Below are 18,475 nucleotides of genomic sequence, written 5' to 3'. Positions count from 1 at the left end.
AGGTGGGGGTGTTTGCGGCGGCGTCATTCGCTGCCCTCCAGATCTCCCTCAAGCTGGAGGTAGATAGCCCGGAGCCGTTCCAGCGTCTCCTGGTCCGGCTCCGACCACATCCCTCGGTCAGCCGCTTCCAAGAGCCGCTCCGTAATGCCCCTCAAGGCCCAGGGGTTGGACTTCCGCATGAACTCCTGGTTCTCCGCCGAGAACACGTACTCCGCCGACAACTTCTCGTACATCCAGTCGTCGACCACACCTGCCGTCGCGTCGTACCCGAAGAGGTAATCGACGGTGGCTGCCATCTCGAACGCACCCTTGTAGCCGTGCCTCCTCATGGCGCTCATCCAGCGGGGATTGACGACCCGCGCGCGGAACACCCGGTGCGTCTCCTCCCCGAGGGTCCGGGTCTTCACTTGGTCCGGCGTGGCAGAGTCACCCACGTACGCCTCGGGCGACTCCCCCGTCAGATGCCGCACCATGGCGACCATTCCGCCGTGGTACTGGAAATAGTCGTCGGCATCCGCGATGTCGTGTTCTCTGGTGTCGACGTTCTTCGCCGCGACCGCGATCCGCCGGAAGGCCGTCTCCATGTCCCCCCGAGCCGCCCGCCCGTCGAGCCCGCGCCCGTACGCATAGCCGCCCCACACCGCGTACACCTCGGCGAGATCGGCGTCGGAGCGCCAGTTGCGGGCGTCGATGAGCGGCAGCAGCCCCGCCCCGTACGCGCCGGGCTTGGAGCCGAAGATGCGGGCGGTGGCGCGCCGCCGGTCGCCGTGCTCGGCGGCGTCCTCGTCGACGTGGGCGCGTACGTAGTTGTCGGTGGGGTCCTCGTCCAGCTCGGCGACCGCGCGGACGGCGTCGTCGATGAGCCCGACGACGTGCGGGAACGCGTCGCGGAAGAAGCCGGAGATGCGGACGGTGACGTCGACGCGCGGCCGCCCTAGCTCGGCGACGGGCACGATCTCGAAGCCCGTGACGCGGCGCGACGCGTCGTCCCACACCGGCCGGCAGCCGAGCAGCGCCAGGATCTCCGCGATGTCGTCGCCCTGCGTGCGCATGGCGGAGGTGCCCCACACGGTCAGGCCCACGGACTTCGGGTACGCGCCGGTGTCCGCGAGATAGCGGGCGATCAGCGAGTCCGCGAGGGACTGCCCGACCTCCCAACTGAGCCTGGACGGGATGGCCTTGGGGTCGACGGAGTAGAAGTTGCGGCCGGTCGGCAGCACGTTGACGAGGCCGCGCGTGGGGGAGCCCGAAGGCCCTGCGGGGACGTAGCCGCCGCGCAGGGCGCGCAGGATGTGCCCGATCTCGTCGGTGGTGCGGGCGAGCCGGGGCACGACCTCCTCGCAGGCGAAGCCCAGGACGGCGACGGCGGGCGGCAGTTCGACGCCGACGACGTCACGGACGAGCCCGCGCACCGCCTCCAGCGCCCAGCCGCGCTCCTCCATGCCTTCGGCGAGGCGGCGGCACAGCTGCTCAAGCAGGTCGATGGCGTCGGCGGCGGTGCGTGCGGGCCCCTCGACCAGGGCGGTCAGGCCGTCCGCGACCTTGACCGCCGCGCCCGGCTCACCGAGCAGCTCCTTCTCGTCCAGGCCGAAGTGCTCGGCGAGGCAGGCCCGCAGGCCCGGCAGCGCGTTGGCGGCGCCACCCCACACCTGGGAGGCGCGCAGTACCGCGAGGACGAGGTTGACGCGGGCCTCGCCGACCGGCCCGCCGCCGAGGATGTGCAGGCCGTCGCGGATCTGCACGTCCTTGATCTCGCACAGATAGCCGTCGATGTGCATCACGAACTCGTCGAACGCGTCGTCGTCCGGCTGGTCGTCGACGTGCAGGTCGTGGTGCAGCTCCGCGGCCTTCACCAGCGTCCAGATCTGCGCCCGCACGGCCGGGGCCTTGACCGGGTCGAGATCGCTCACCAGCGCGTACTCGTCGAGGAGCTGCTCCAGCTTCGCCAGGTCCCCGTACGTGTCGGCGCGCGCCATCGGCGGCACCAGGTGGTCCACGACCGTGGCGTGCCCGCGCCGCTTGGCCTGGGTGCCCTCGCCGGGGTCGTTGACGATGAAGGGGTAGACGAGCGGCAGGTCGCCGAGCACGGCGTCCGGCGCGCAGCCACCACTCAGCCCGAGGCCCTTGCCGGGCAGCCACTCCATCGTGCCGTGCTTGCCCATGTGCACGATGGCGTCGGCGCCGAACGTGTTGTCGAGCCAGCGGTACGCGGCCATGTAGTGGTGGGACGGCGGCATGTCCGGGTCGTGGTAGATGGCGATGGGGTTCTCGCCGAAGCCGCGCGGCGGCTGGATCATCACGACGACGTTCCCGAACTGGAGCGAGGCGAGCACGATGTCGTCGCCGTCGACGTACAGGCTGCCGGGCGGCTCGCCCCACGCCTCCAGCATCCCTTCGCGCAGCTCGGGGTCGAGGGTGTCGAACCACGCCTGGTAGTCCGCGAGCGGCACGCGCGCGGGCGCGGCGGCGAGCTGCTCCTCGGTGAGCCATTCGACGTCGTGGCCACCGGCGTTGATGAGGGTGTGGATCAGCTCGTCGCCGTTGTCGGGGTGGCCCTCGACCGCGTAGCCCGCGTCCCGCAGGGCGTCGAGGACGCGCACGGCGGAGGCGGGGGTGTCGAGGCCGACGGCGTTGCCGACGCGGCTGTGCTTGGTCGGGTACGCGGTGAAGACCAGGCCGAGCCGCTTCTCGGCGTTGGGCTTGTGCCGCAGCTTGCCGTGGCGTACGGCGATTCCGGCGACGCGGGCGGCCCGCTCGGGGTCGGCGACGTACACGGGGACGTCGTCGGGGCCCTGCTCCTTGAAGCTGAACGGCACGGTGATGACGCGGCCGTCGAACTCGGGGATCGCCACCTGCATGGCGGCGTCCATGGGGGAGAGGGCCGCGTCGGAGTCCTGCCAGGCGGCGCGGGACGAGGTCAGGCACAGGCCCTGCAGGACGGGGATGTCGAGGTCGGCGAGGGCGCCGATGTCCCAGGCCTCCTCGTCGCCGCCCGCGCTGGCGTCGGAGGCGTGGGTGCCGCCCGCGGCGAGGACGGTGGCGACGAGGACGTCGGCGCGCCCGAGGATCTCGTACAGACCGGAGTCGGCGCCGCGCAGCGAACCGCAGTACACGGCAAGGGCGTTGGCGCCCTTCTCCTCGATGGCGTCGCAGAGGGTGTCGACGAACGCGGTGTTCCCCGACAGCTGGTGCGCGCGGTAGAAGAGCACGCCCACGGTCGGGCGCCCCTCGACGTGCGCGCGCTCCCCGTGCACCCCGTACTCGGGCATCTTCCGCGGCTCGGCGAAGCCGTGGCCGGTCAGGAGCACGGTGTCCGAAAGGAACCGCTCCAGCTCCACGAAGTTGGCGGGTCCGCCCTCGACGAGATAGCGCAGCGCCTCCGCGACGACACCGGCGGGCACCGACGAGTCGGCCATCAGCTCGGCGTCCGGCACGGACTCGCCGCCGAGCAGCACGGTCGGGATCCCGGCCGACTTGAGCGCGGCGAGCCCGTCCTCCCAGGCGCGCTTGCCACCGAGGAGGCGTACGACGGCGATGTCCGCGCCGTCCAGGAGCGCGGGCAGTTCCTCGCGCACGTCGACGCGGGTCGGGTTGGCGATGCGGTAGGGCGCGGCGGAGGCGCGGGCGGCGAGCAGGTCCGTGTCGGCGGTGGACAGTAGCAGGACGGTCATGAGGGTGCCCCCGGTGCGATGAAGGGGAGACCGGACGGAGCGCCGGTCTCGATCAGGCGCAGCAGCGCGTCGGTGTCCGCGTGTTCTTCGATGAGGTCGCCGAGGAGGTCGAGCTGTTCCTCGCGCAGGACGGCGAAGCTGGTGTCGGGCGCGGGCACGAAGCGGCGGCCCGCGGCGCGCGCGACCTCGGTGAGGAAGCGGCGCCGGAACGCGTCGCTCTCCAGCGACCCGTGCCAGTGGGTGCCCCACACGGCCCCCACCCGGCAGCCGTCCAAGAAGGGTTCCCCGCCCAGGACTTCGGCGACGCCGTGATGGATCTCGTACCCCTCGACGTGCTCGCCGAGCGCCTTGCCGACGGGCCGGGCGAGCGTCTTCTCGCGCCGGAACGTGACGCGCACGGGCAGCAGGCCGAGCCCGTCCACGGTCCCGGCCCGCGACTCGACGTCGTCCTCGATCCGCTCCCCGAGCACCTGGAAGCCGCCGCAGATCCCGAGGACGGGCCGGCCGTCGGCGGCCCGGCGCGCGAGCGCGTCCGCGAGCCCGCGCTCGCGCAGCCACTGAAGGGCGCGTACGGTCCCGCGCGTCCCCGGTACGACGACGAGGTCCGCGTCGATCAGTTCCTCGGCCCGGTCCACGAACCGCACCACGACGCCGGGTTCGGCGGCGAGCGCGTCCACGTCGGTGAAGTTGGACATCAGCGGCACCGCGCACACGGCGACCCGCAGCACGTCCTCGCCGACGGGCGCCGCCACGGCGGACTCCCGCACCGCCCCGCGCAGCGAGACCCGCAGCCCGTCCTCCTCGTCGATGCCGAGCCCGTGCCGGAACGGCAGCACGCCGAAGGTGCGCCGCCCGGTGAGGTCGTGCAGCATGTCGAGCCCCGGTTCGAGCAGCGACACGTCCCCGCGGAACTTGTTGACGAGGAAGCCCGCGACCAGCTCCTGATCGGCCGGACTCAGCAGCGCCACGGTCCCGAAGAAGGAGGCGAAGACGCCCCCGCGGTCGATGTCCCCGACCACCACGACCGGGAAGCGGGCAGCCCGGGCGATCCCCATGTTCACGATGTCGGTGCGCCGGAGGTTGATCTCGGCGGGACTCCCCGCCCCTTCGCAGATCACGGCGTCATACGTGCCCCGAAGCTCCTCCAGGCATCCCACGACGGTGTCGAGCAGCGCCTCCTGCCGTCCCCCGTGATAGCCCCGGGCACTCATCTCGCCCACCGGCTTGCCCATGAGCACGACCTGACTCGACCGGTCGCTCCCCGGCTTCAGCAGCACGGGATTCATCAGCGCACTGGGCTCCACCCGCGCGGCCTGCGCCTGCATGGCCTGCGCCCGCCCGATCTCGGCCCCTTCGCGCGTGACGAACGAGTTCAACGACATGTTCTGCGCCTTGAACGGCGCGACGGAGACGCCCTTGCGGGCGAGCCACCGACAGATCCCAGCGGTGACCACACTCTTCCCGGCATCGGACGTGGTCCCGGCGACCAGCAGCCCACCACTCATGCGAACCGCCTCCACCGCTTCGGCCGGACCAGGTCCACAGCGATCGCGCTCCCCAGGGCGAGCCACCCGACCCGCCGGGACAACTTCACGGCCCGCTCGATGTCCTCCACGACGACGGCACGCCCCTCCCCGTTGAGGACGGGCCGGTGCTCGACCCGCCCCCCGTACGAGAGGGACCCCCCGAGCCGCACCCCCAACGCCCCCGCGAAGGAGGCCTCGACGACCCCGGCGTTGGGGCTCGGATGCTTCGAGGCATCGGCACGCCAGGCCCGCACCGCCCCACGGGGGGACCCTCCGGCGACCACGGCGAGCGCGGCGGTGAGCCGAGCCCCGGGCCACCCGGCGACATCGTCGAGCCGAGCGGAGGCCCACCCGTACCGGAGGTGGCGCGGGGACCTGTGCCCGACCATCGCGTCGAGCGTGTTGACGGCCCGGAACCCGACGAGCCCCGGCACACCCCCCACGGCCCCCCACACCAACGCCCCCACGACGGCGTCGGACGTGTTCTCGGCGACGGACTCCACGACGGCCCGGGCGATCCCGTCGGCGTCCAGCGCAGCGGGATCGCGCCCGCACAGATGGGGCAGCCGCTCCCGGGCGACGTCCACGTCCCCAGCGGCGAGCGCGCCCCCGATGGCGCGCGCCTCCCGCCCGAGGGTGGTCCCGCCGACGACGGCCCAGGTCGCGGCGGCGGTCAGCCCGACGGAAGCGGCACGCGAGCGGCGTACGGCGAAGGAGACGAGCGCACCGGCGCCGACGGCGCCCCCGGCGCACACCAGGGTGTGCAGCGCGCCCCACCCGCGGTGGTCACGCCACAGCACCCGCTCGACGGCCCCCGCCGCACGCCCGAACGCGGCGACCGGATGCCCCCGGCGAGGATCGCCGAGCAGCAGGTCACCGAGGAGTCCGGCGGCGGCGCCGTACGCGAAGTCGCGATCGGCACGCATGGGGGTCAGCCCGCCGACACGCGGCGGAGGGCTCTCGGCCGTGACGGGGCCCCGGGCGGAGCAGGGGACGGCAACGGGCGGCCGCGCATGGCGATATGTCCTCACTCAGGGTTTCCGCGCCCTGGTTCGACGAGACCGGCGGCGAGAGTTCCTGGCTCCCGGGGATCGCGTGGGATCCCCGATGACAGTGGCGGGACCGCGCCGGATTCGCACCGGCTTCCTCTGCTGCCGCCGTAAATGGCTCCGGCAGTCCACCATGGCCCGCGACGCCCGTCAACTCGCTGTTGACCTGCGACGGGAGAGTGTGCGGAGGTCCACATGGACCGTCTCGGGGGGCCGGTTTAGGGCTAGGCGGGCACAACCACTCTCCGTAAGCTTGAACATGACAGCAGGAGAGCGACGCGGAACGCGAACCCGGCAGGGCGCGGTCGAATGCCGCCGGGCCCCGGCGCCGTCCGGCTCTCGTGGCGGCAGTGGGCAAGGGGGCAGCGTGGCCGACGGGTACTTACCGGCAGGGCGGTGGTTCACCAGCAGCTACAGCACGGCGACCGGTGAATGTGTGGAAGTGGCTCATCCGGAGGGAGCGGTGTGGGTCCGTGACTCGAATCACCGCGGTGAAGGGCACATGAACGTGACGCCGTCGGCGTGGCGCGCGTTTGTCAGGGGGGTGGCCTCGGGGAGAGTCGGGGTGGAGTGAGCTGTCCCAGCGTGCGCACGAAAGGCTGGAGACCATGGGGGTTGAGAGCAGGCAGCTGCCGCTGAGCAGGCATGTCGCAGGGCCCGCCCGGCGCCTCATCTTCGTGTTGTACTGCGTGCTCAGCGGTGTTGTCGCGGTCGTCACGGGTGCTCTCGCCTCCCTCCTCGTGGAGGGGCTCCAGGTCCGGCTCGCGGTCTGGCTGGCCACGGCCGCGGTCGTGGCGGCGGGGGCCGGGGCCGTGTGGGGGCTCACGCCGCTCATCCCGCGCCGGCACGTGGAGCGGGACCGTCCGCGGACGCTCCGTCAGCCGGAGGGCCGGCGCCGGTCGTAGCGGCCGATTCCTGACGGCGACCGCGGCGCAGGGTCCGTACGAGCCAGCCCACCGCGGCGGTCAGCAGCCCGCAGCCGCCCGCTAGCGCGGCGACGAAGTGCCAGGGGTTGACGTCGTAGTGCGCGACGACGCCCCGGGCGACGATCCCCGCAGGCACGAGCGCCACGACGACCACGACGAGACACACCGACACACAGCCCGCCTTCGCCAGGAAGCCCAGCGTCTGCTGCTCCTGCGTGTGCAGACTCCGCTGGTGCTCGCTGTCGAGGAGGTGGTTCAGCTCGCGGGCGAACGCCGGATCCTTCATCCCTTCTCTGAAGAGGTCGTGGATGTGGGAGGGGCTGGTGGGTTCCGTGGGGACGGGCTCGCCGCCGTCCAGGGGATCAGCGGCCGGGCCCCCGTCGGCGCCCGTGACGCCGCCCGGGGGAGTGGGGGCGGCCGGGTTCGTGGTGTCTGAGGCCGTCAGGCAGCGCAACAGCCACCGTGCCAACGTGACGACCAGCATCGTGCCAGCCCTCCCCTCGTCCCGGAGCGGACGGCTCCGGAATCAGCCTGCGAAGCCTTCCTTGACCTCGTTGATCAGGTCGATCGAGCGGCTGTCGCTGTAGGCGATGTGCCGCAGTTGTTCGAAGCAGTCCTGGAAGTTGGCGACCAGTTCGTAGTCGTCCCGCGTGGCCACGACGGCCTGCGGGCTTTCCAGGTAGATCAGGTCGTCGTCGTCCTTGAACCCGAGGAGCACGAACGCGTTCTGCGTGCTCAGCAGCGCCCCGGCCGAGAAGGGCAGGACCTGGAGCGTGGCGCGGGGGTGCTCGGCGACCTCGATGAGCCGCTGCAACTGCGCGCGCATCACCGCAGGATCCCCGATCAGCCGGTGCAGCGCCGACTCGTCGACGACGAAGTGGAGGTCGTCGATCCCGGTCTCGTCGAAGACCCGCTCCTGGCGGGCCGTGCGGAACTCCACGAGGCGGCGGCGGGTGCCGGGGTCGCTGACGTCAGGTGTGGCCAGGGCATCCGCGTACTCCTCGGTGTGGAGGAGGCCGGGGATGATGATGGGGTGGTACGCGCGCAGTGAGTCCGCGGCCGCCTCGAACGGGAGGTACTCGGTGAACCTGGGGTTCGCGATGTCCGACCACTGCATCCACCACGACTGTCCCTTCGAGCCGCGGGCGGCGGAGACCAACTCGGCCACCTTCTCCTCGTCGTCCACGCCGTACTGACGCAGCAGCGCCCGAAGGTCCGTCACCGAGACGCTGACGGTGCCCTTTTCGATGCGGTTCAGCTTCGACAACGACCATTCGAGATCGGCGGCTGCCCCACCCTGGGTCTGCCCGGCGTCCTCACGGGCCTTGCGCAGGGCGATGCGGAGCTTGCGACGATTCAGGCTCGGGTCTACTTCGCTGGGCATGAGGCTCCTTCACTACGACCAGGAGTCAGCTCGCCATGAAGCCGTACGAAGGGCGGCGATAAGAAGTTATGCCTAACGAAGACGTGCCCTCCGCCGTGCAGCGCAGCGCAGCCGCTCTGTCTGACATATGTGCGGCAGACCCTAGCAGACTGCTGCTACCCAGTATGCCATATGTCTAATCGAACTTGAGCGAGTGGCGGCGCGTCCTGATCACGGACGTGCGGTGCCGTGTGCTTCTGATCTCGCCTGCGGTGCCGTGGACCGCGTCCTGGAACTGCGAAAAGCCCTGGGGGGCGACCGACACGGTCGCCCCCCGGGCTTGTGCTGTGAGTCCGCGCCGCGCGCCGTCGCGCGGTGACCGGACGTGTCAGGCGACGATCAGCGAGATCCCGTACGCCACTGCACCTGCGCACAGTGCGAAGCACGCGTACGCTCCCACGCGCGCGGGGAGCGCGGCGGCAGAGCCTCCGTTCGCCCGCGCCTCCCGCGCCTGCTCCTGCTTGGAGAGGCCGACGATGCCGAGGGTGAACAGGCCCACGAGGGCGACGGTCACCACGAGGCTGACTCCGAAGACGGAGCCGAGAGCTGCCCAGTCGATCTTCATGCTGCTGCTTCCTTACACCGTGGCGGGCCGGGCGGAGTCCGCCACGGAGGGGGCGGACGCGGCGCCTTCGGCCGTGGGGGTCGCGGTGGTGGCGGCCACCGGGCCCGCCGGGGGCGGGGTGACGGCGGCGATGGCGGTGGTCACGACGCCCGCGGGCTCGGCGGTCTCGGCGCCGGGGGCGCCGATCTCGTCGGCCGTGACGTTCGTGTGGTCGACCGGCTGGCGGCGCGACAGCGACCAGATGGCGGCGGAGCCGCCGATCAGGAGCGCGGCCGTGGTGGCGATGCCCCAGGTGCCCTGCTTGGTGAGGAGCTCGGCGCCCGCGCCGACCAGACCGGCGGCCGGGAGCGTCAGGCCCCACGCCACGAACATCCGCGTGGCCGTGGACCAGCGGACCACGCCGCCCTTGCGGCCGAGGCCCGCGCCCATCACGGCGCCGGAGCAGACCTGGGTGGTGGAGAGCGAGAAGCCGATGTGCGAGGAGGCGAGGATCGCCGTCGCCGCGGACGTCTGCGCCGCGAAGCCCTGCGGCGGCGCCAGCTCGGTGAGGCCCTTGCCCATGGTGCGGATGATGCGCCAGCCGCCCAGGTAGGTGCCGAGCGCGATGGCGAGACCGGCCGAGACGATGACCCACATCGGGGGGTTGGCGCCCGGGTTGAGCACGCCACCGGTGATCAGGGCCAGCGTGATGATGCCCATCGTCTTCTGGGCGTCGTTCGTGCCGTGGGCGAGCGAGACGAGCCCGGCCGAGGCGATCTGCCCGGCGCGGTAGCCCTTCGAGGTCGCCTTCTCGTCCGTACGGCTGCTGATCTTGTACGTGAGCCGGGTGGCGAACGTCGCCGCGATACCGGCGACGAGCGGAGCGGCGATCGCGGGGAGCAGCACCTTGGTGACGACCGTGCCGCCGTTCACCGACGACCAGCCCATCGACATCACGGCGGCGCCGATCAGGCCGCCGAACAGGGCGTGGGAGGAACTGGACGGCAGGCCGAGCAGCCAGGTCAACAGGTTCCAGAGGATCGCGCCCACCAGGGCCGCGAAGATCACTTCGGTCTTGAGGCCGTCTTCATTGATGATGCCGCCGGAGATCGTCTTGGCGACTTCGACGGAGAGGAACGCTCCGACGAGGTTCAGCACGGCGGACATGGCCACCGCCGTCTTGGGCTTGAGAGCGCCGGTCGAGATGGTGGTCGCCATCGCGTTGGCTGTGTCGTGGAAACCGTTCGTGAAATCGAACACGAGAGCGGTAACGATCACGATCCCGAGGAGAAGCGTGATGTGTTCCATTTACCCAGGCTTCTGTTGGACGTCAGTGGCTCGTGGAACGTAGGCAACCTGGATGAACGGAAAGTGAACTGAGCTGGGCCGCATGGTGACTCGAACCGGGTTGCCGTCACTCCGCATCCTTCCGGCATACACCCACTCGGGCGGTGGGGTGGTGGCGAGGGCCCGTGGTGGGCCCGGAATTAGGCCGTCCGTGGTCCTTTCGGGCGACCCCTGTTCGAACCGCTGAGCTGGGCCGTCGGCCCGCGGAAGAGATCCTGATCACCTGCCGTGACCGGCGCCGCCGTCGGACCGCCCGAAGGTCTCAAACCTCCGGCCGTGTGGCGGTGCCGTGTTCCAAGGCTCCACGGACTCCACCCATTCCATTCCACGGCCCGCGCCGACGGCAGGACGCCCCTGCCGCCCGGCCTCCGCGGCCCCGCCCTCTGGCAGGATCACCGCATGACTGAGCAGCGGCACGACACCACTGCGGGCGCGGGGCGCGAGGCGGTCGCGCGGGCCTGGGACGACCTGGTCGCGACCGCCCGCAGGACCGTGACGGACGGCCTGGTCGTCGGCACCTCGGGCAATGTCTCCGTGCGGGTCGGCGACACCGTCCTGGTCACCCCGAGCGGCGTCCCGTACGACGAGCTGACGTCCGCGGACGCCCTCGGCGTCGGCCTGGACGGCGCACGGCTCTTCGGCGAGCTCGGACCCACCAGCGAGCTGCCCATGCACCTGGCGATCTACCGCGCCACCGACGCCGGTGCCGTCGTCCACACCCACGCCGTGCACGCCACCGCCGTCTCCACCCTCGTACCGGAACTCCCGCCCATCCACTACATGACCGGCGCCCTCGGCGGCCCCGTCCGCGTCGCCCCCTACGCCCTCTACGGCACCGACGAGCTGGCCGAGCACATGCTCCACGCCCTGCGTGACCGCACGGCCTGCCTGCTCCAGAACCACGGCACGGTCGCCTACGGGGACTCCCTCTCCCAGGCCTTCGACCGCACCGCCCAACTGGAGTGGATGTGCCACCTCTGGCTCACCGCGACGTCGGTGCCCGGCCGCACCCCGAGCATCCTGTCCGCGGAACGGGTGAGTGAGGCGGGGCGGAAGTTGAAGGGGTACGGGCAGCGGGGGTCGGGGGCTGGTGGGGCGGGTGTGGCTGAGGGGGCTGGCGGGGGCTGACCCTCCTGGGGGCGGGGTGAGTGGAGGCCGGCGCCGCCGGTGCTGGGGCTCGGCGGGGGCTGACCTCGCCGATGGCGCGATGCGGGTGTGGCCTGACGGGGTTGACAGGGGTTGACAGGGGCTGACCTCGCCGACGGCGTGCTGCGGGCGTGGCTCGCGGCGGGTGCCGGCTCGGCGGTCAGGGCGAGTACCGGCCGGGCGAGTGCCGGCCGGGCGAGTGCCGGCCGGGCGAGTACCGGCCGGGGCCGGCCCGCACGGCTGGGCGGGGCGACGGCCGAGACCGGTCGGCGGCCCGCGCCGAGCACACTCCCGCGCCCCCGCCCACTGGCCCCGCTCCCCGACCCCGCAGACACTGTTGGGGTGCGCCCTGCCAAAGCGACGACCGCCGCCGTCACCACCGCAACCGCCGTCCTAGGCGCCACCGCCCTGGCCATCGCCGCCGGGCGCTACGCCAGCGACGCCGCCCTGAAGGCCCCCGCGGGCCGCCCCCTGCCGACGGAACCACGCCTGACCGTGCACTCCACGGCCGCCGGCCAGATCGCCCTCACCCGCTCCCTGGCCTCCCAGCGCCCCGGCCTGTACGGCCTGAGCGGCAACGGCTGCCACGCCGTCGTCGGCCCGGTCCTCGACGCCGCCCCGCACGCGGCCGACACCGTCGTGCGCCGCCTCGAACGCGTCACCCACGGCACGCTGGAGCCCGGCGCCCGGGTCTGGCTCACGCCGCAGGTCCACATCGGCGACCCGCACGGCGCGCTCGGCATCGACCACGCCGACGTGGACATCCCCGGCGAACTGGGTCCGCTGCCCGCCTGGTTCGTGCCCGGCGCCCGCGACACCTGGGTGATCGCCGTGCACGGCCTCGGCACCACCCGGGAGCACCCGATGGTCGTCATGGACTTCCTGCGCCGCCAGCGGCTGCCGGTGCTCGACCTCGCCTACCGCGGCGACCTGGGCGCGCCCCGGCCACCGGACGGTCTCGGCCACCTCGGCGAGACCGAATGGCGCGACCTGGACGCCGCCATCCGCTACGCCGTGCGCTACGGAGCCCGCGACGTCGTCCTGTACGGCTGGTCCACCGGTGCCTCGATGGCCCTGCACGCCGCCGCCCGCTCCGCCCTGCGCGACCGCGTCAAGGGCCTGGTCCTGGACTCGCCGGTGCTCGACTGGGAGACCACACTGCGCGCCCTCGCCACCGCCCGCCGCACCCCCGGCGCACTGCTCCCGCTGGCCGTGCGCGCCGCCCAGGGCCGCACCGGCCTCCGTGGCGACCGACTCCCCGACGCCGCCGACCCCGCCGTCCTGCGGGTGCCGACCCTCGTCCTGCACGGCCCCGGCGACACCGTCGCCCCCTGGGCGCTCTCCCGGAGACTGGCTGGAAAACGCCCTGACCTCGTCACCCTGCACACCGTTCCGGATGCGCCCCACGGCGCCATGTGGAACGCCGACCCCGCACGGTACGAAGAGGCGCTGCGCCGCTTCCTCACCCCCTTGATGTAGCCGATGCGGCGCCCTCTCCACCCCTGGGCCTGACGCTCCGCGACCGCCCTCGGGTCCGTCCGCCAGGCCCCCGACGGGATTCCGTTTGGGTTTTCGGACCGTCAACAGGAAGACTGCTCCCGTGACGTCCCGTATCCCGCGCGACTCCCGGCTCCACCTCGTCCGCACACCGTCCCCGAGGGCCGAAAGGCGAGCGGAGGCGGAGCGCGGCCGAGCACGCGGCCCCCTCGGCGCCCCCGGCGCGGTGACCCAGCGCCGCTCGCGCCGTCCTGCGCCCCCACCGCCGGAGGGCACCCCCGCGCCCGCCGAACTGGCCCGCATGGCCCGCGCGGGCCTGGCGAGCGCCGTACGCGTCGCCCGCTGGGCCGACCACGCCCTGCGCCCCGACACCGGCCCCCTGCGCGCGGCGGGCAAGGGCACGGGCAACGCCAACGCCACGACCGGCGCCGCGCAGGGCGGCAAGAACGGCGGAAAGAACGGCCGCACGGGAGCCGACCCGAAGGCAGGCCCGAACGCCGACGCGGACGCCGGGACCGGCAAAGGGACCGGCGGCGCGCTCTCCGACGCCACCGCCGAACGCGCGGCCGCCGAACTGGACATGACGGTCCACCAGGTCCGTGCCGACTGGGACACCGCCCGCCTGGCCGGACTCGTCGAGGTGCACGGCGGCGCCGCACGCCCCGGCTGGCGGCTGCGCGCCTGGGACCGGGACGACGCCGCGGTCCTGCGCGGCTGGGTCGCCCTGTTCGACGCCTGGTCGCTCGTGCACCCCGCCCCCGCCGAACTGCCGCCCGCCACCGTCGCGGAGGCCGTCGAAGCCGTCCCGCAACTGCTCTCCTTCCTCCAGCTTTCGGCGGGCCCCGTGCCCGTGCCCCAGCTCCTGGACCTCCTGGACCAGCGCGTACGGGAACTGCGCACCGAGCGCTGCGAGATCCCGTACGGTCCGCAGGCGGAGCCCGAGCCCCAGTCCCGGCCCGCGCCGCACGCGGAAGCGGTCCCGCCCCCGCCCGCCACCGACCCGGCCGCCGAGCCCGCCGGGCCCGACGACTGCGCGCCCCGGCCCCCGCTGCCCGCCCTGCTCGACTGGGCGCTGCGCGCCCTGTCCGCCGTGGGCGCCCTCACCTGCGCCGACAGCCAGGCCACCCTCACGCCGCTGGGCAGTTGGGCGGTGTGGGTCAAGCTGGAGCAGATCTGCGTGGCCGCGCAGAGCCCGGCGGGGCACATCGAGCAGTCCGCCGAGGACATGCTCCGGGGCTGCGCCCGCCTTCGGCCCAACGCGGCCCGCGCCGAGTACCGCGCCTGGCTCGCCGCCCGCGATGCCGGCACCGCCGTCACCGAACTCCTCGACGCCGCCCGGGGCGAGGACGCCCTGCTGCGCGGCCTCGCCTTCGAGGCCCTGCGGGTCGTCGGCGCCCCGGCCGAGCCGGACGTCCGCGCCGTCGTCGACGAGACCTCGCTGCGGCCCTACGCCCTGCTGTGGCTCGCCGAGCACGAGGGCACCGACCCGGAGGACGTCCACCTCGTCCTGACCCGGGCGGAGTCCACCTGGCTGTGGGTCGACACCGCGGCGGCCGTCGCCGACCACGGCGAGGCCGAACTGCTCGTGCGCCATCTGGAGTCGGCGCCGCAGCCCACCGTGCCCGCGCTCATCGACGAGGTGCGCACCGTCGGCCATCCGCGCACCGTGCAGGTCCTCGTCGCGCTCGCCGCGGCCCACCCGGACCCGGCGCTCGCGAAGGCCGTGCGCCGGGCGGCGTTCCAGGTGCACACCGGCGGCATGTGAGAGCCGCGCCCGCCCCGCGCCCGGGGCGGGTCAGCCGGGTATCTCCGGGGCGTACGTACCGAAGCTCCAGATGTTGCCCTCCGCGTCCCGCGCCATGTAGTCCCGCGAGCCGTAGTCCTGGTCCGTCGGGGGCATCAGGATGTCCGCGCCGTGCTCCACGGCCCGCTGGTGGTGGGCGTCGACGTCGTCCACCACGATGTACGTCGCGGTCGGGCCCGCGTCCTTCATCGTCTCGGCGAAGAGGCCGCCGCGGCCCTTGGAGCCCAGCATCACCGCGCCGTTGCCGTGCGCGAGCTCGGCGTGCAGGACCGTGCCGTCCTCGCTCTCGTACACACTCGTCTCCGTGAAGCCGAAGGCCTCCGTGAGCTGCTTGATCGCGGCCTTGGCGTCCGCGTACGACAACGTCGGGAAGATGCTCGGACGTCCCCTGGCAGCGCCTGCCATGGCGATCACTCCTTCGTTCGACGTGACCTGTTCCACAGTCTGGCACCCGGGTCCGACAACGGTCCGAGAGCGCCCGCAGGGGCCGCCGAGAGGCTCAGCGGAAGGTGTTGCACTGCGCCATGTCGCCGGTACGAAAGCCCTGGTAGAACCAGTCCTGGCGCTGCTTCGCCGAGCCGTGCGTCCAGGACTCGGGGGTCACCCGGCCCTGGAAGCGCTCCTGGATCCGGTCGTCGCCGACCGCCGCCGCCGCGTCCAGGCCGTCGCGGATGTCGTCGTCCGTGAGCTTCTTGATCACGGGCCTGCCCTCCTCGTCGGGCGTCCGCGTGGCGTGGTGCGCCCACACTCCCGCGTAGCAGTCGGCCTGGAGCTCGACCCGCACGGCGTTGCTGCCTTCGCCCGTCCTGCCGTCCTGTGCCCGGCCCAGCGTGCCCATCAGGTTCTGCACATGGTGCCCGTACTCGTGCGCCACGACGTACGCCTGCGCGAACGGGCCGCCGCTTGAGCCGAACTTCGTCCGCAGCTCCTCGAAGAAGCCCAGGTCCAGATAGACCCTCCGGTCGCCGGGGCAGTAGAAGGGCCCGACCGCCGACGACGCCGCGCCGCACGCCGTGCCGACGCGGCCGGTGAAGAACACGGTCTGCGCGGACGCGTACTGGCCCCGGCGGCGCGGGAACTCCTGGCGCCAGTAGTCCTGGACGCTGTTGACGACCGCCAGGACGCGGCAGTCCTCACGGGCGTTCGCGTCCTTGCCGGTGTGGCAGCTCCGCTTGACCTCGGCGAGCGAGGAGGACGAGGCGGCGGGCTCCTCGCCGCCGTCCGTCAGACCGAGCTGGTCCGGACCCACACCGAAGAAGAGACCGAGGAGCAGCGCGATCAGACCGGCGACACCGCCGCCGATGGTCGCCTTGCCGCCGGGGACGCGACTGCCGCGCACATCCTGCACCTCCGAGGAGTCAAGATTCGCGTCGTCGTCGAACTGCATGGGCGCACCACCCTCTGCCTCGCGTACGAGCCGCGCTGCCTCACCTGTGGGACGACGCTCCGCCGCCCGCGCCGGACCCCGGCCACTTCATCCTGGTACGCCCCGCACCGCCCGGCGCCGGACGGAGGTCCGAACGGGCTACGCCCCCGGCCCGCCGCGTCGCACTCATGGCCCCCCGGCGGCCGGTGCGCCCGCCCCGGGAGCGGCCCCGGGGGCCGCGCCGGAAAAACGGTTGCGGAGCCCCGTTAGAATTGGCCCATGGCCATTCTCCTGCTGCATTAGACGGCTGAGCGGCGCGCTCCGCGCGACAACGCATCGTGCATCGTCCTTGCCCCCTCCAGCCGTCCATATCCCCTGTCCAGGAGTCTGACCGTGATCACCGCCTCCGGTATCGAGCTGCGTGCCGGCGCCCGCATCCTCATCGAGAACGCCTCGTTCCGCATCGCCAAGGGCGACCGCATCGGCCTCGTCGGCCGCAACGGCGCGGGCAAGACGACGCTCACCAAGTGCCTGGCCGGTGAGGGCACCCCGGCGGGCGGCACGATCAGCCGCTCCGGCGAGGTCGGCTATCTCCCGCAGGACCCGCGCACGGGCGACCTCGACGTCCTCGCCCGCGACCGCGTCCTGTCCGCGCGCGGCCTCGACGTACTGATCCGCAAGATGCGCGAGAACGAACACCGGATCGCGAGCGGCTCGGGCGCCACGCGCGAGAAGGCCCTCAAGCAGTACGAGCGCCAGGAGACGGAGTTCCTCACCAAGGGCGGGTACGCCGCCGAGGCCGAGGCCGCCACCATCGCCGCCGCCCTGAACCTCCCGGACCGCGTGCTCGGCCAGCCCCTGCACACGCTCTCCGGCGGTCAGCGCCGCCGCATCGAGCTGGCCCGCATCCTCTTCTCGGACGCCGACACGCTGCTCCTCGACGAGCCCACGAACCACCTCGACGCCGACTCCATCGTCTGGCTGCGCGACTACCTGAAGACGTACCGCGGCGGCTTCATCGTGATCTCCCACGACGTCGACCTGGTCGAGACGGTCGTCAACAAGGTCTTCTACCTGGACGCCAACCGCGCCGCGATCGACGTCTACAACATGGGCTGGAAGCTCTACCAGCAGCAGCGCGAGTCCGACGAGAAGCGCCGCAAGCGCGAGCGCCAGAACGCCGAGAAGAAGGCCGCGGCCCTGCACTCGCAGGCCGACAAGATGCGCGCCAAGGCCACCAAGACCGTCGCCGCGCAGAACATGGCCCGCCGGGCCGACAAGCTCCTCGCGGGCCTCGACGAGGTGCGCCAGAGCGACAAGGTCGCCAAGCTGCGCTTCCCCGAGCCCTCGCCCTGCGGCAAGACGCCCCTCACCGCCGAGGGCCTGTCCAAGTCGTACGGCTCGCTGGAGATCTTCACCGACGTCGACCTGGCCATCGACAAGGGTTCGCGCGTCGTCATCCTCGGCCTCAACGGCGCGGGCAAGACGACCCTCCTGCGGCTGCTCGGCGGCGTGGAGAAGCCCGACACCGGCGAGGTCGTGGAGGGCCACGGCCTCAAGCTCGGGTACTACGCCCAGGAGCACGAGACCCTCGACCCCGAGCGCACGGTCCTGGAGAACATGCGCTCCGCGGCGCCCGACCTCGACCTCGTCGAGGTGCGCAAGACGCTCGGCTCCTTCCTGTTCTCCGGGGACGACGTCGACAAGCCCGCGGGCGTGCTCTCCGGCGGCGAGAAGACCCGGCTCGCGCTCGCGACCCTCGTCGTCTCCTCCGCCAACGTCCTGCTCCTCGACGAGCCCACGAACAACCTCGACCCGGCGAGCCGCGAGGAGATCCTGGGCGCCCTGCGCACCTACAAGGGTGCCGTCGTCCTCGTCACGCACGACGAGGGCGCCGTCGAGGCACTGCAGCCGGAGCGGATCATTCTGCTCCCGGACGGCGTCGAGGACCTGTGGGGCGCGGACTACGCGGACCTGGTGGCCCTCGCCTGACGATCCCCCGGTCGGGGCCCGCCTCGGGGTCCACCGGGCTTGATCGAATGACTGATCCACTGCGTATGGATCATTCGGCCGATCCGTGATCCTTCATCTGTGTGAGACGTCCTCGTACCGAGGTGTGGCATACACGGATTTTCGCGTCCCACGGGACCCGCAGGCCCGTCTTTCCCCGGCACGG

Annotated in this window: 14 protein-coding genes and 1 riboswitch; of the genes, 5 read left to right on the top strand and 9 right to left on the bottom strand. The window is 72.5% G+C overall.

Going from position 1 to position 18,475, the window contains the following annotated elements; genetic code table 11:
- Window positions 1–23: 23 nt before the first annotated feature.
- From cobN to ACZ6BG_RS00360, 3 genes are read right to left on the bottom strand one after another with little or no spacing between them, the layout of a single operon-like run.
- Entirely contained in the window at window positions 24–3,671 is a 3,648-nt protein-coding gene (gene cobN, locus ACZ6BG_RS00370; protein WP_468994625.1) for a cobaltochelatase subunit CobN, read from the bottom strand.
- Complete coding sequence (locus ACZ6BG_RS00365) at window positions 3,668–5,176, bottom strand: cobyric acid synthase (RefSeq protein ID WP_468994623.1); 1,509 nt, start codon at window positions 5,174–5,176, stop codon at window positions 3,668–3,670. The genes cobN and ACZ6BG_RS00365 overlap by 4 nt, the downstream gene beginning before the upstream one ends.
- Window positions 5,173–6,123, bottom strand: a complete 951-nt coding sequence (locus ACZ6BG_RS00360) for a cobalamin biosynthesis protein (RefSeq protein WP_468994620.1) — start codon at window positions 6,121–6,123, stop codon at window positions 5,173–5,175. Before ACZ6BG_RS00360 ends, ACZ6BG_RS00365 begins: the two co-directional genes overlap by 4 nt.
- 123 nt (window positions 6,124–6,246) lie before the next feature.
- A riboswitch (cobalamin riboswitch) is annotated at window positions 6,247–6,397 on the bottom strand.
- On the opposite strand from ACZ6BG_RS00360, the gene ACZ6BG_RS00355 reads away from it, so the two are divergent.
- The gene (locus ACZ6BG_RS00355; RefSeq protein WP_468483877.1) at window positions 6,380–6,820 is read left to right on the top strand and encodes a DUF397 domain-containing protein; all 441 of its coding nucleotides are present in this window, start codon (window positions 6,380–6,382) and stop codon (window positions 6,818–6,820) included. It overlaps the preceding riboswitch by 18 nt.
- A gap of 257 nt (window positions 6,821–7,077) precedes the next feature.
- On the opposite strand, the gene ACZ6BG_RS00350 is transcribed toward ACZ6BG_RS00355, so the two are convergent.
- The 4 genes from ACZ6BG_RS00350 to ACZ6BG_RS00335 all read right to left on the bottom strand — a co-directional run bounded on the left by ACZ6BG_RS00350 (window position 7,078) and on the right by ACZ6BG_RS00335 (window position 10,447).
- Window positions 7,078–7,656 carry a hypothetical protein gene (locus ACZ6BG_RS00350; RefSeq protein ID WP_468483876.1) on the bottom strand — a complete coding sequence of 193 codons (579 nt, stop codon included), beginning with the start codon at window positions 7,654–7,656 and terminating at the stop codon, window positions 7,078–7,080.
- Between the two features lie 42 nt (window positions 7,657–7,698).
- Window positions 7,699–8,556, bottom strand: coding sequence for a helix-turn-helix domain-containing protein (locus tag ACZ6BG_RS00345; RefSeq protein WP_468483875.1), 858 nt, complete (start codon window positions 8,554–8,556; stop codon window positions 7,699–7,701).
- 367 nt (window positions 8,557–8,923) lie between these two features.
- Complete coding sequence (locus ACZ6BG_RS00340; RefSeq protein WP_468483874.1) at window positions 8,924–9,160, bottom strand: hypothetical protein; 237 nt, start codon at window positions 9,158–9,160, stop codon at window positions 8,924–8,926.
- Window positions 9,161–9,172: 12 nt separating this feature from the next.
- A complete protein-coding gene (locus tag ACZ6BG_RS00335) occupies window positions 9,173–10,447 on the bottom strand; it encodes an inorganic phosphate transporter (protein ID WP_468994615.1) in 1,275 nt (424 codons plus the stop codon).
- A 438-nt stretch (window positions 10,448–10,885) separates the two neighbouring features.
- Here ACZ6BG_RS00335 and ACZ6BG_RS00330 point away from each other — a divergent pair, with 438 nt between their 5' ends.
- From ACZ6BG_RS00330 to ACZ6BG_RS00320, 3 genes are all read left to right on the top strand, one after another.
- The gene (locus ACZ6BG_RS00330; protein WP_468994611.1) at window positions 10,886–11,614 is read left to right on the top strand and encodes a class II aldolase/adducin family protein; all 729 of its coding nucleotides are present in this window, start codon (window positions 10,886–10,888) and stop codon (window positions 11,612–11,614) included.
- A gap of 360 nt (window positions 11,615–11,974) precedes the next feature.
- The gene (locus ACZ6BG_RS00325; protein ID WP_468994609.1) at window positions 11,975–13,111 is read left to right on the top strand and encodes an alpha/beta hydrolase family protein; all 1,137 of its coding nucleotides are present in this window, start codon (window positions 11,975–11,977) and stop codon (window positions 13,109–13,111) included.
- 121 nt (window positions 13,112–13,232) lie between these two features.
- Window positions 13,233–14,894 carry a hypothetical protein gene (locus ACZ6BG_RS00320; protein WP_468994606.1) on the top strand — a complete coding sequence of 554 codons (1,662 nt, stop codon included), beginning with the start codon at window positions 13,233–13,235 and terminating at the stop codon, window positions 14,892–14,894.
- A 30-nt stretch (window positions 14,895–14,924) separates the two neighbouring features.
- Here the strand turns inward: ACZ6BG_RS00320 and ACZ6BG_RS00315 are convergent, their stop codons facing one another.
- Both ACZ6BG_RS00315 and ypfJ read right to left on the bottom strand, forming a co-directional pair.
- Window positions 14,925–15,338, bottom strand: a complete 414-nt coding sequence (locus ACZ6BG_RS00315; protein ID WP_468994603.1) for a VOC family protein — start codon at window positions 15,336–15,338, stop codon at window positions 14,925–14,927.
- A gap of 94 nt (window positions 15,339–15,432) precedes the next feature.
- Complete coding sequence (gene ypfJ, locus ACZ6BG_RS00310; protein WP_468994600.1) at window positions 15,433–16,320, bottom strand: KPN_02809 family neutral zinc metallopeptidase; 888 nt, start codon at window positions 16,318–16,320, stop codon at window positions 15,433–15,435.
- 372 nt (window positions 16,321–16,692) lie between these two features.
- Between ypfJ and ACZ6BG_RS00305 the strand changes: the two genes are divergently transcribed.
- The gene (locus ACZ6BG_RS00305; RefSeq protein ID WP_468460514.1) at window positions 16,693–18,291 is read left to right on the top strand and encodes an ABC-F family ATP-binding cassette domain-containing protein; all 1,599 of its coding nucleotides are present in this window, start codon (window positions 16,693–16,695) and stop codon (window positions 18,289–18,291) included.
- Window positions 18,292–18,475 lie beyond the last annotated feature (184 nt).

The organism is Streptomyces sp. NPDC041205 (assembly GCF_055591765.1).
The sequence above is the reverse complement of the archived record's forward strand: the minus strand, read 5'-3'. Positions and strand labels throughout refer to the sequence as shown.

Coding starts and splice junctions, on each gene's coding strand:
- ACZ6BG_RS00360 (WP_468994620.1), bottom strand. CDS start 6,123: ATGCGTGCCGATCGCGACTTCGCGTACGGCGCCGCCGCCGGACTCCTC.
- ACZ6BG_RS00355 (WP_468483877.1), top strand. CDS start 6,380: ATGGCCCGCGACGCCCGTCAACTCGCTGTTGACCTGCGACGGGAGAGT.
- ACZ6BG_RS00365 (WP_468994623.1), bottom strand. CDS start 5,176: ATGAGTGGTGGGCTGCTGGTCGCCGGGACCACGTCCGATGCCGGGAAG.
- ACZ6BG_RS00315 (WP_468994603.1), bottom strand. CDS start 15,338: ATGGCAGGCGCTGCCAGGGGACGTCCGAGCATCTTCCCGACGTTGTCG.
- ACZ6BG_RS00350 (WP_468483876.1), bottom strand. CDS start 7,656: ATGCTGGTCGTCACGTTGGCACGGTGGCTGTTGCGCTGCCTGACGGCC.
- ACZ6BG_RS00335 (WP_468994615.1), bottom strand. CDS start 10,447: ATGGAACACATCACGCTTCTCCTCGGGATCGTGATCGTTACCGCTCTC.
- cobN (WP_468994625.1), bottom strand. CDS start 3,671: ATGACCGTCCTGCTACTGTCCACCGCCGACACGGACCTGCTCGCCGCC.
- ypfJ (WP_468994600.1), bottom strand. CDS start 16,320: ATGCAGTTCGACGACGACGCGAATCTTGACTCCTCGGAGGTGCAGGAT.
- ACZ6BG_RS00340 (WP_468483874.1), bottom strand. CDS start 9,160: ATGAAGATCGACTGGGCAGCTCTCGGCTCCGTCTTCGGAGTCAGCCTC.
- ACZ6BG_RS00345 (WP_468483875.1), bottom strand. CDS start 8,556: ATGCCCAGCGAAGTAGACCCGAGCCTGAATCGTCGCAAGCTCCGCATC.
- ACZ6BG_RS00330 (WP_468994611.1), top strand. CDS start 10,886: ATGACTGAGCAGCGGCACGACACCACTGCGGGCGCGGGGCGCGAGGCG.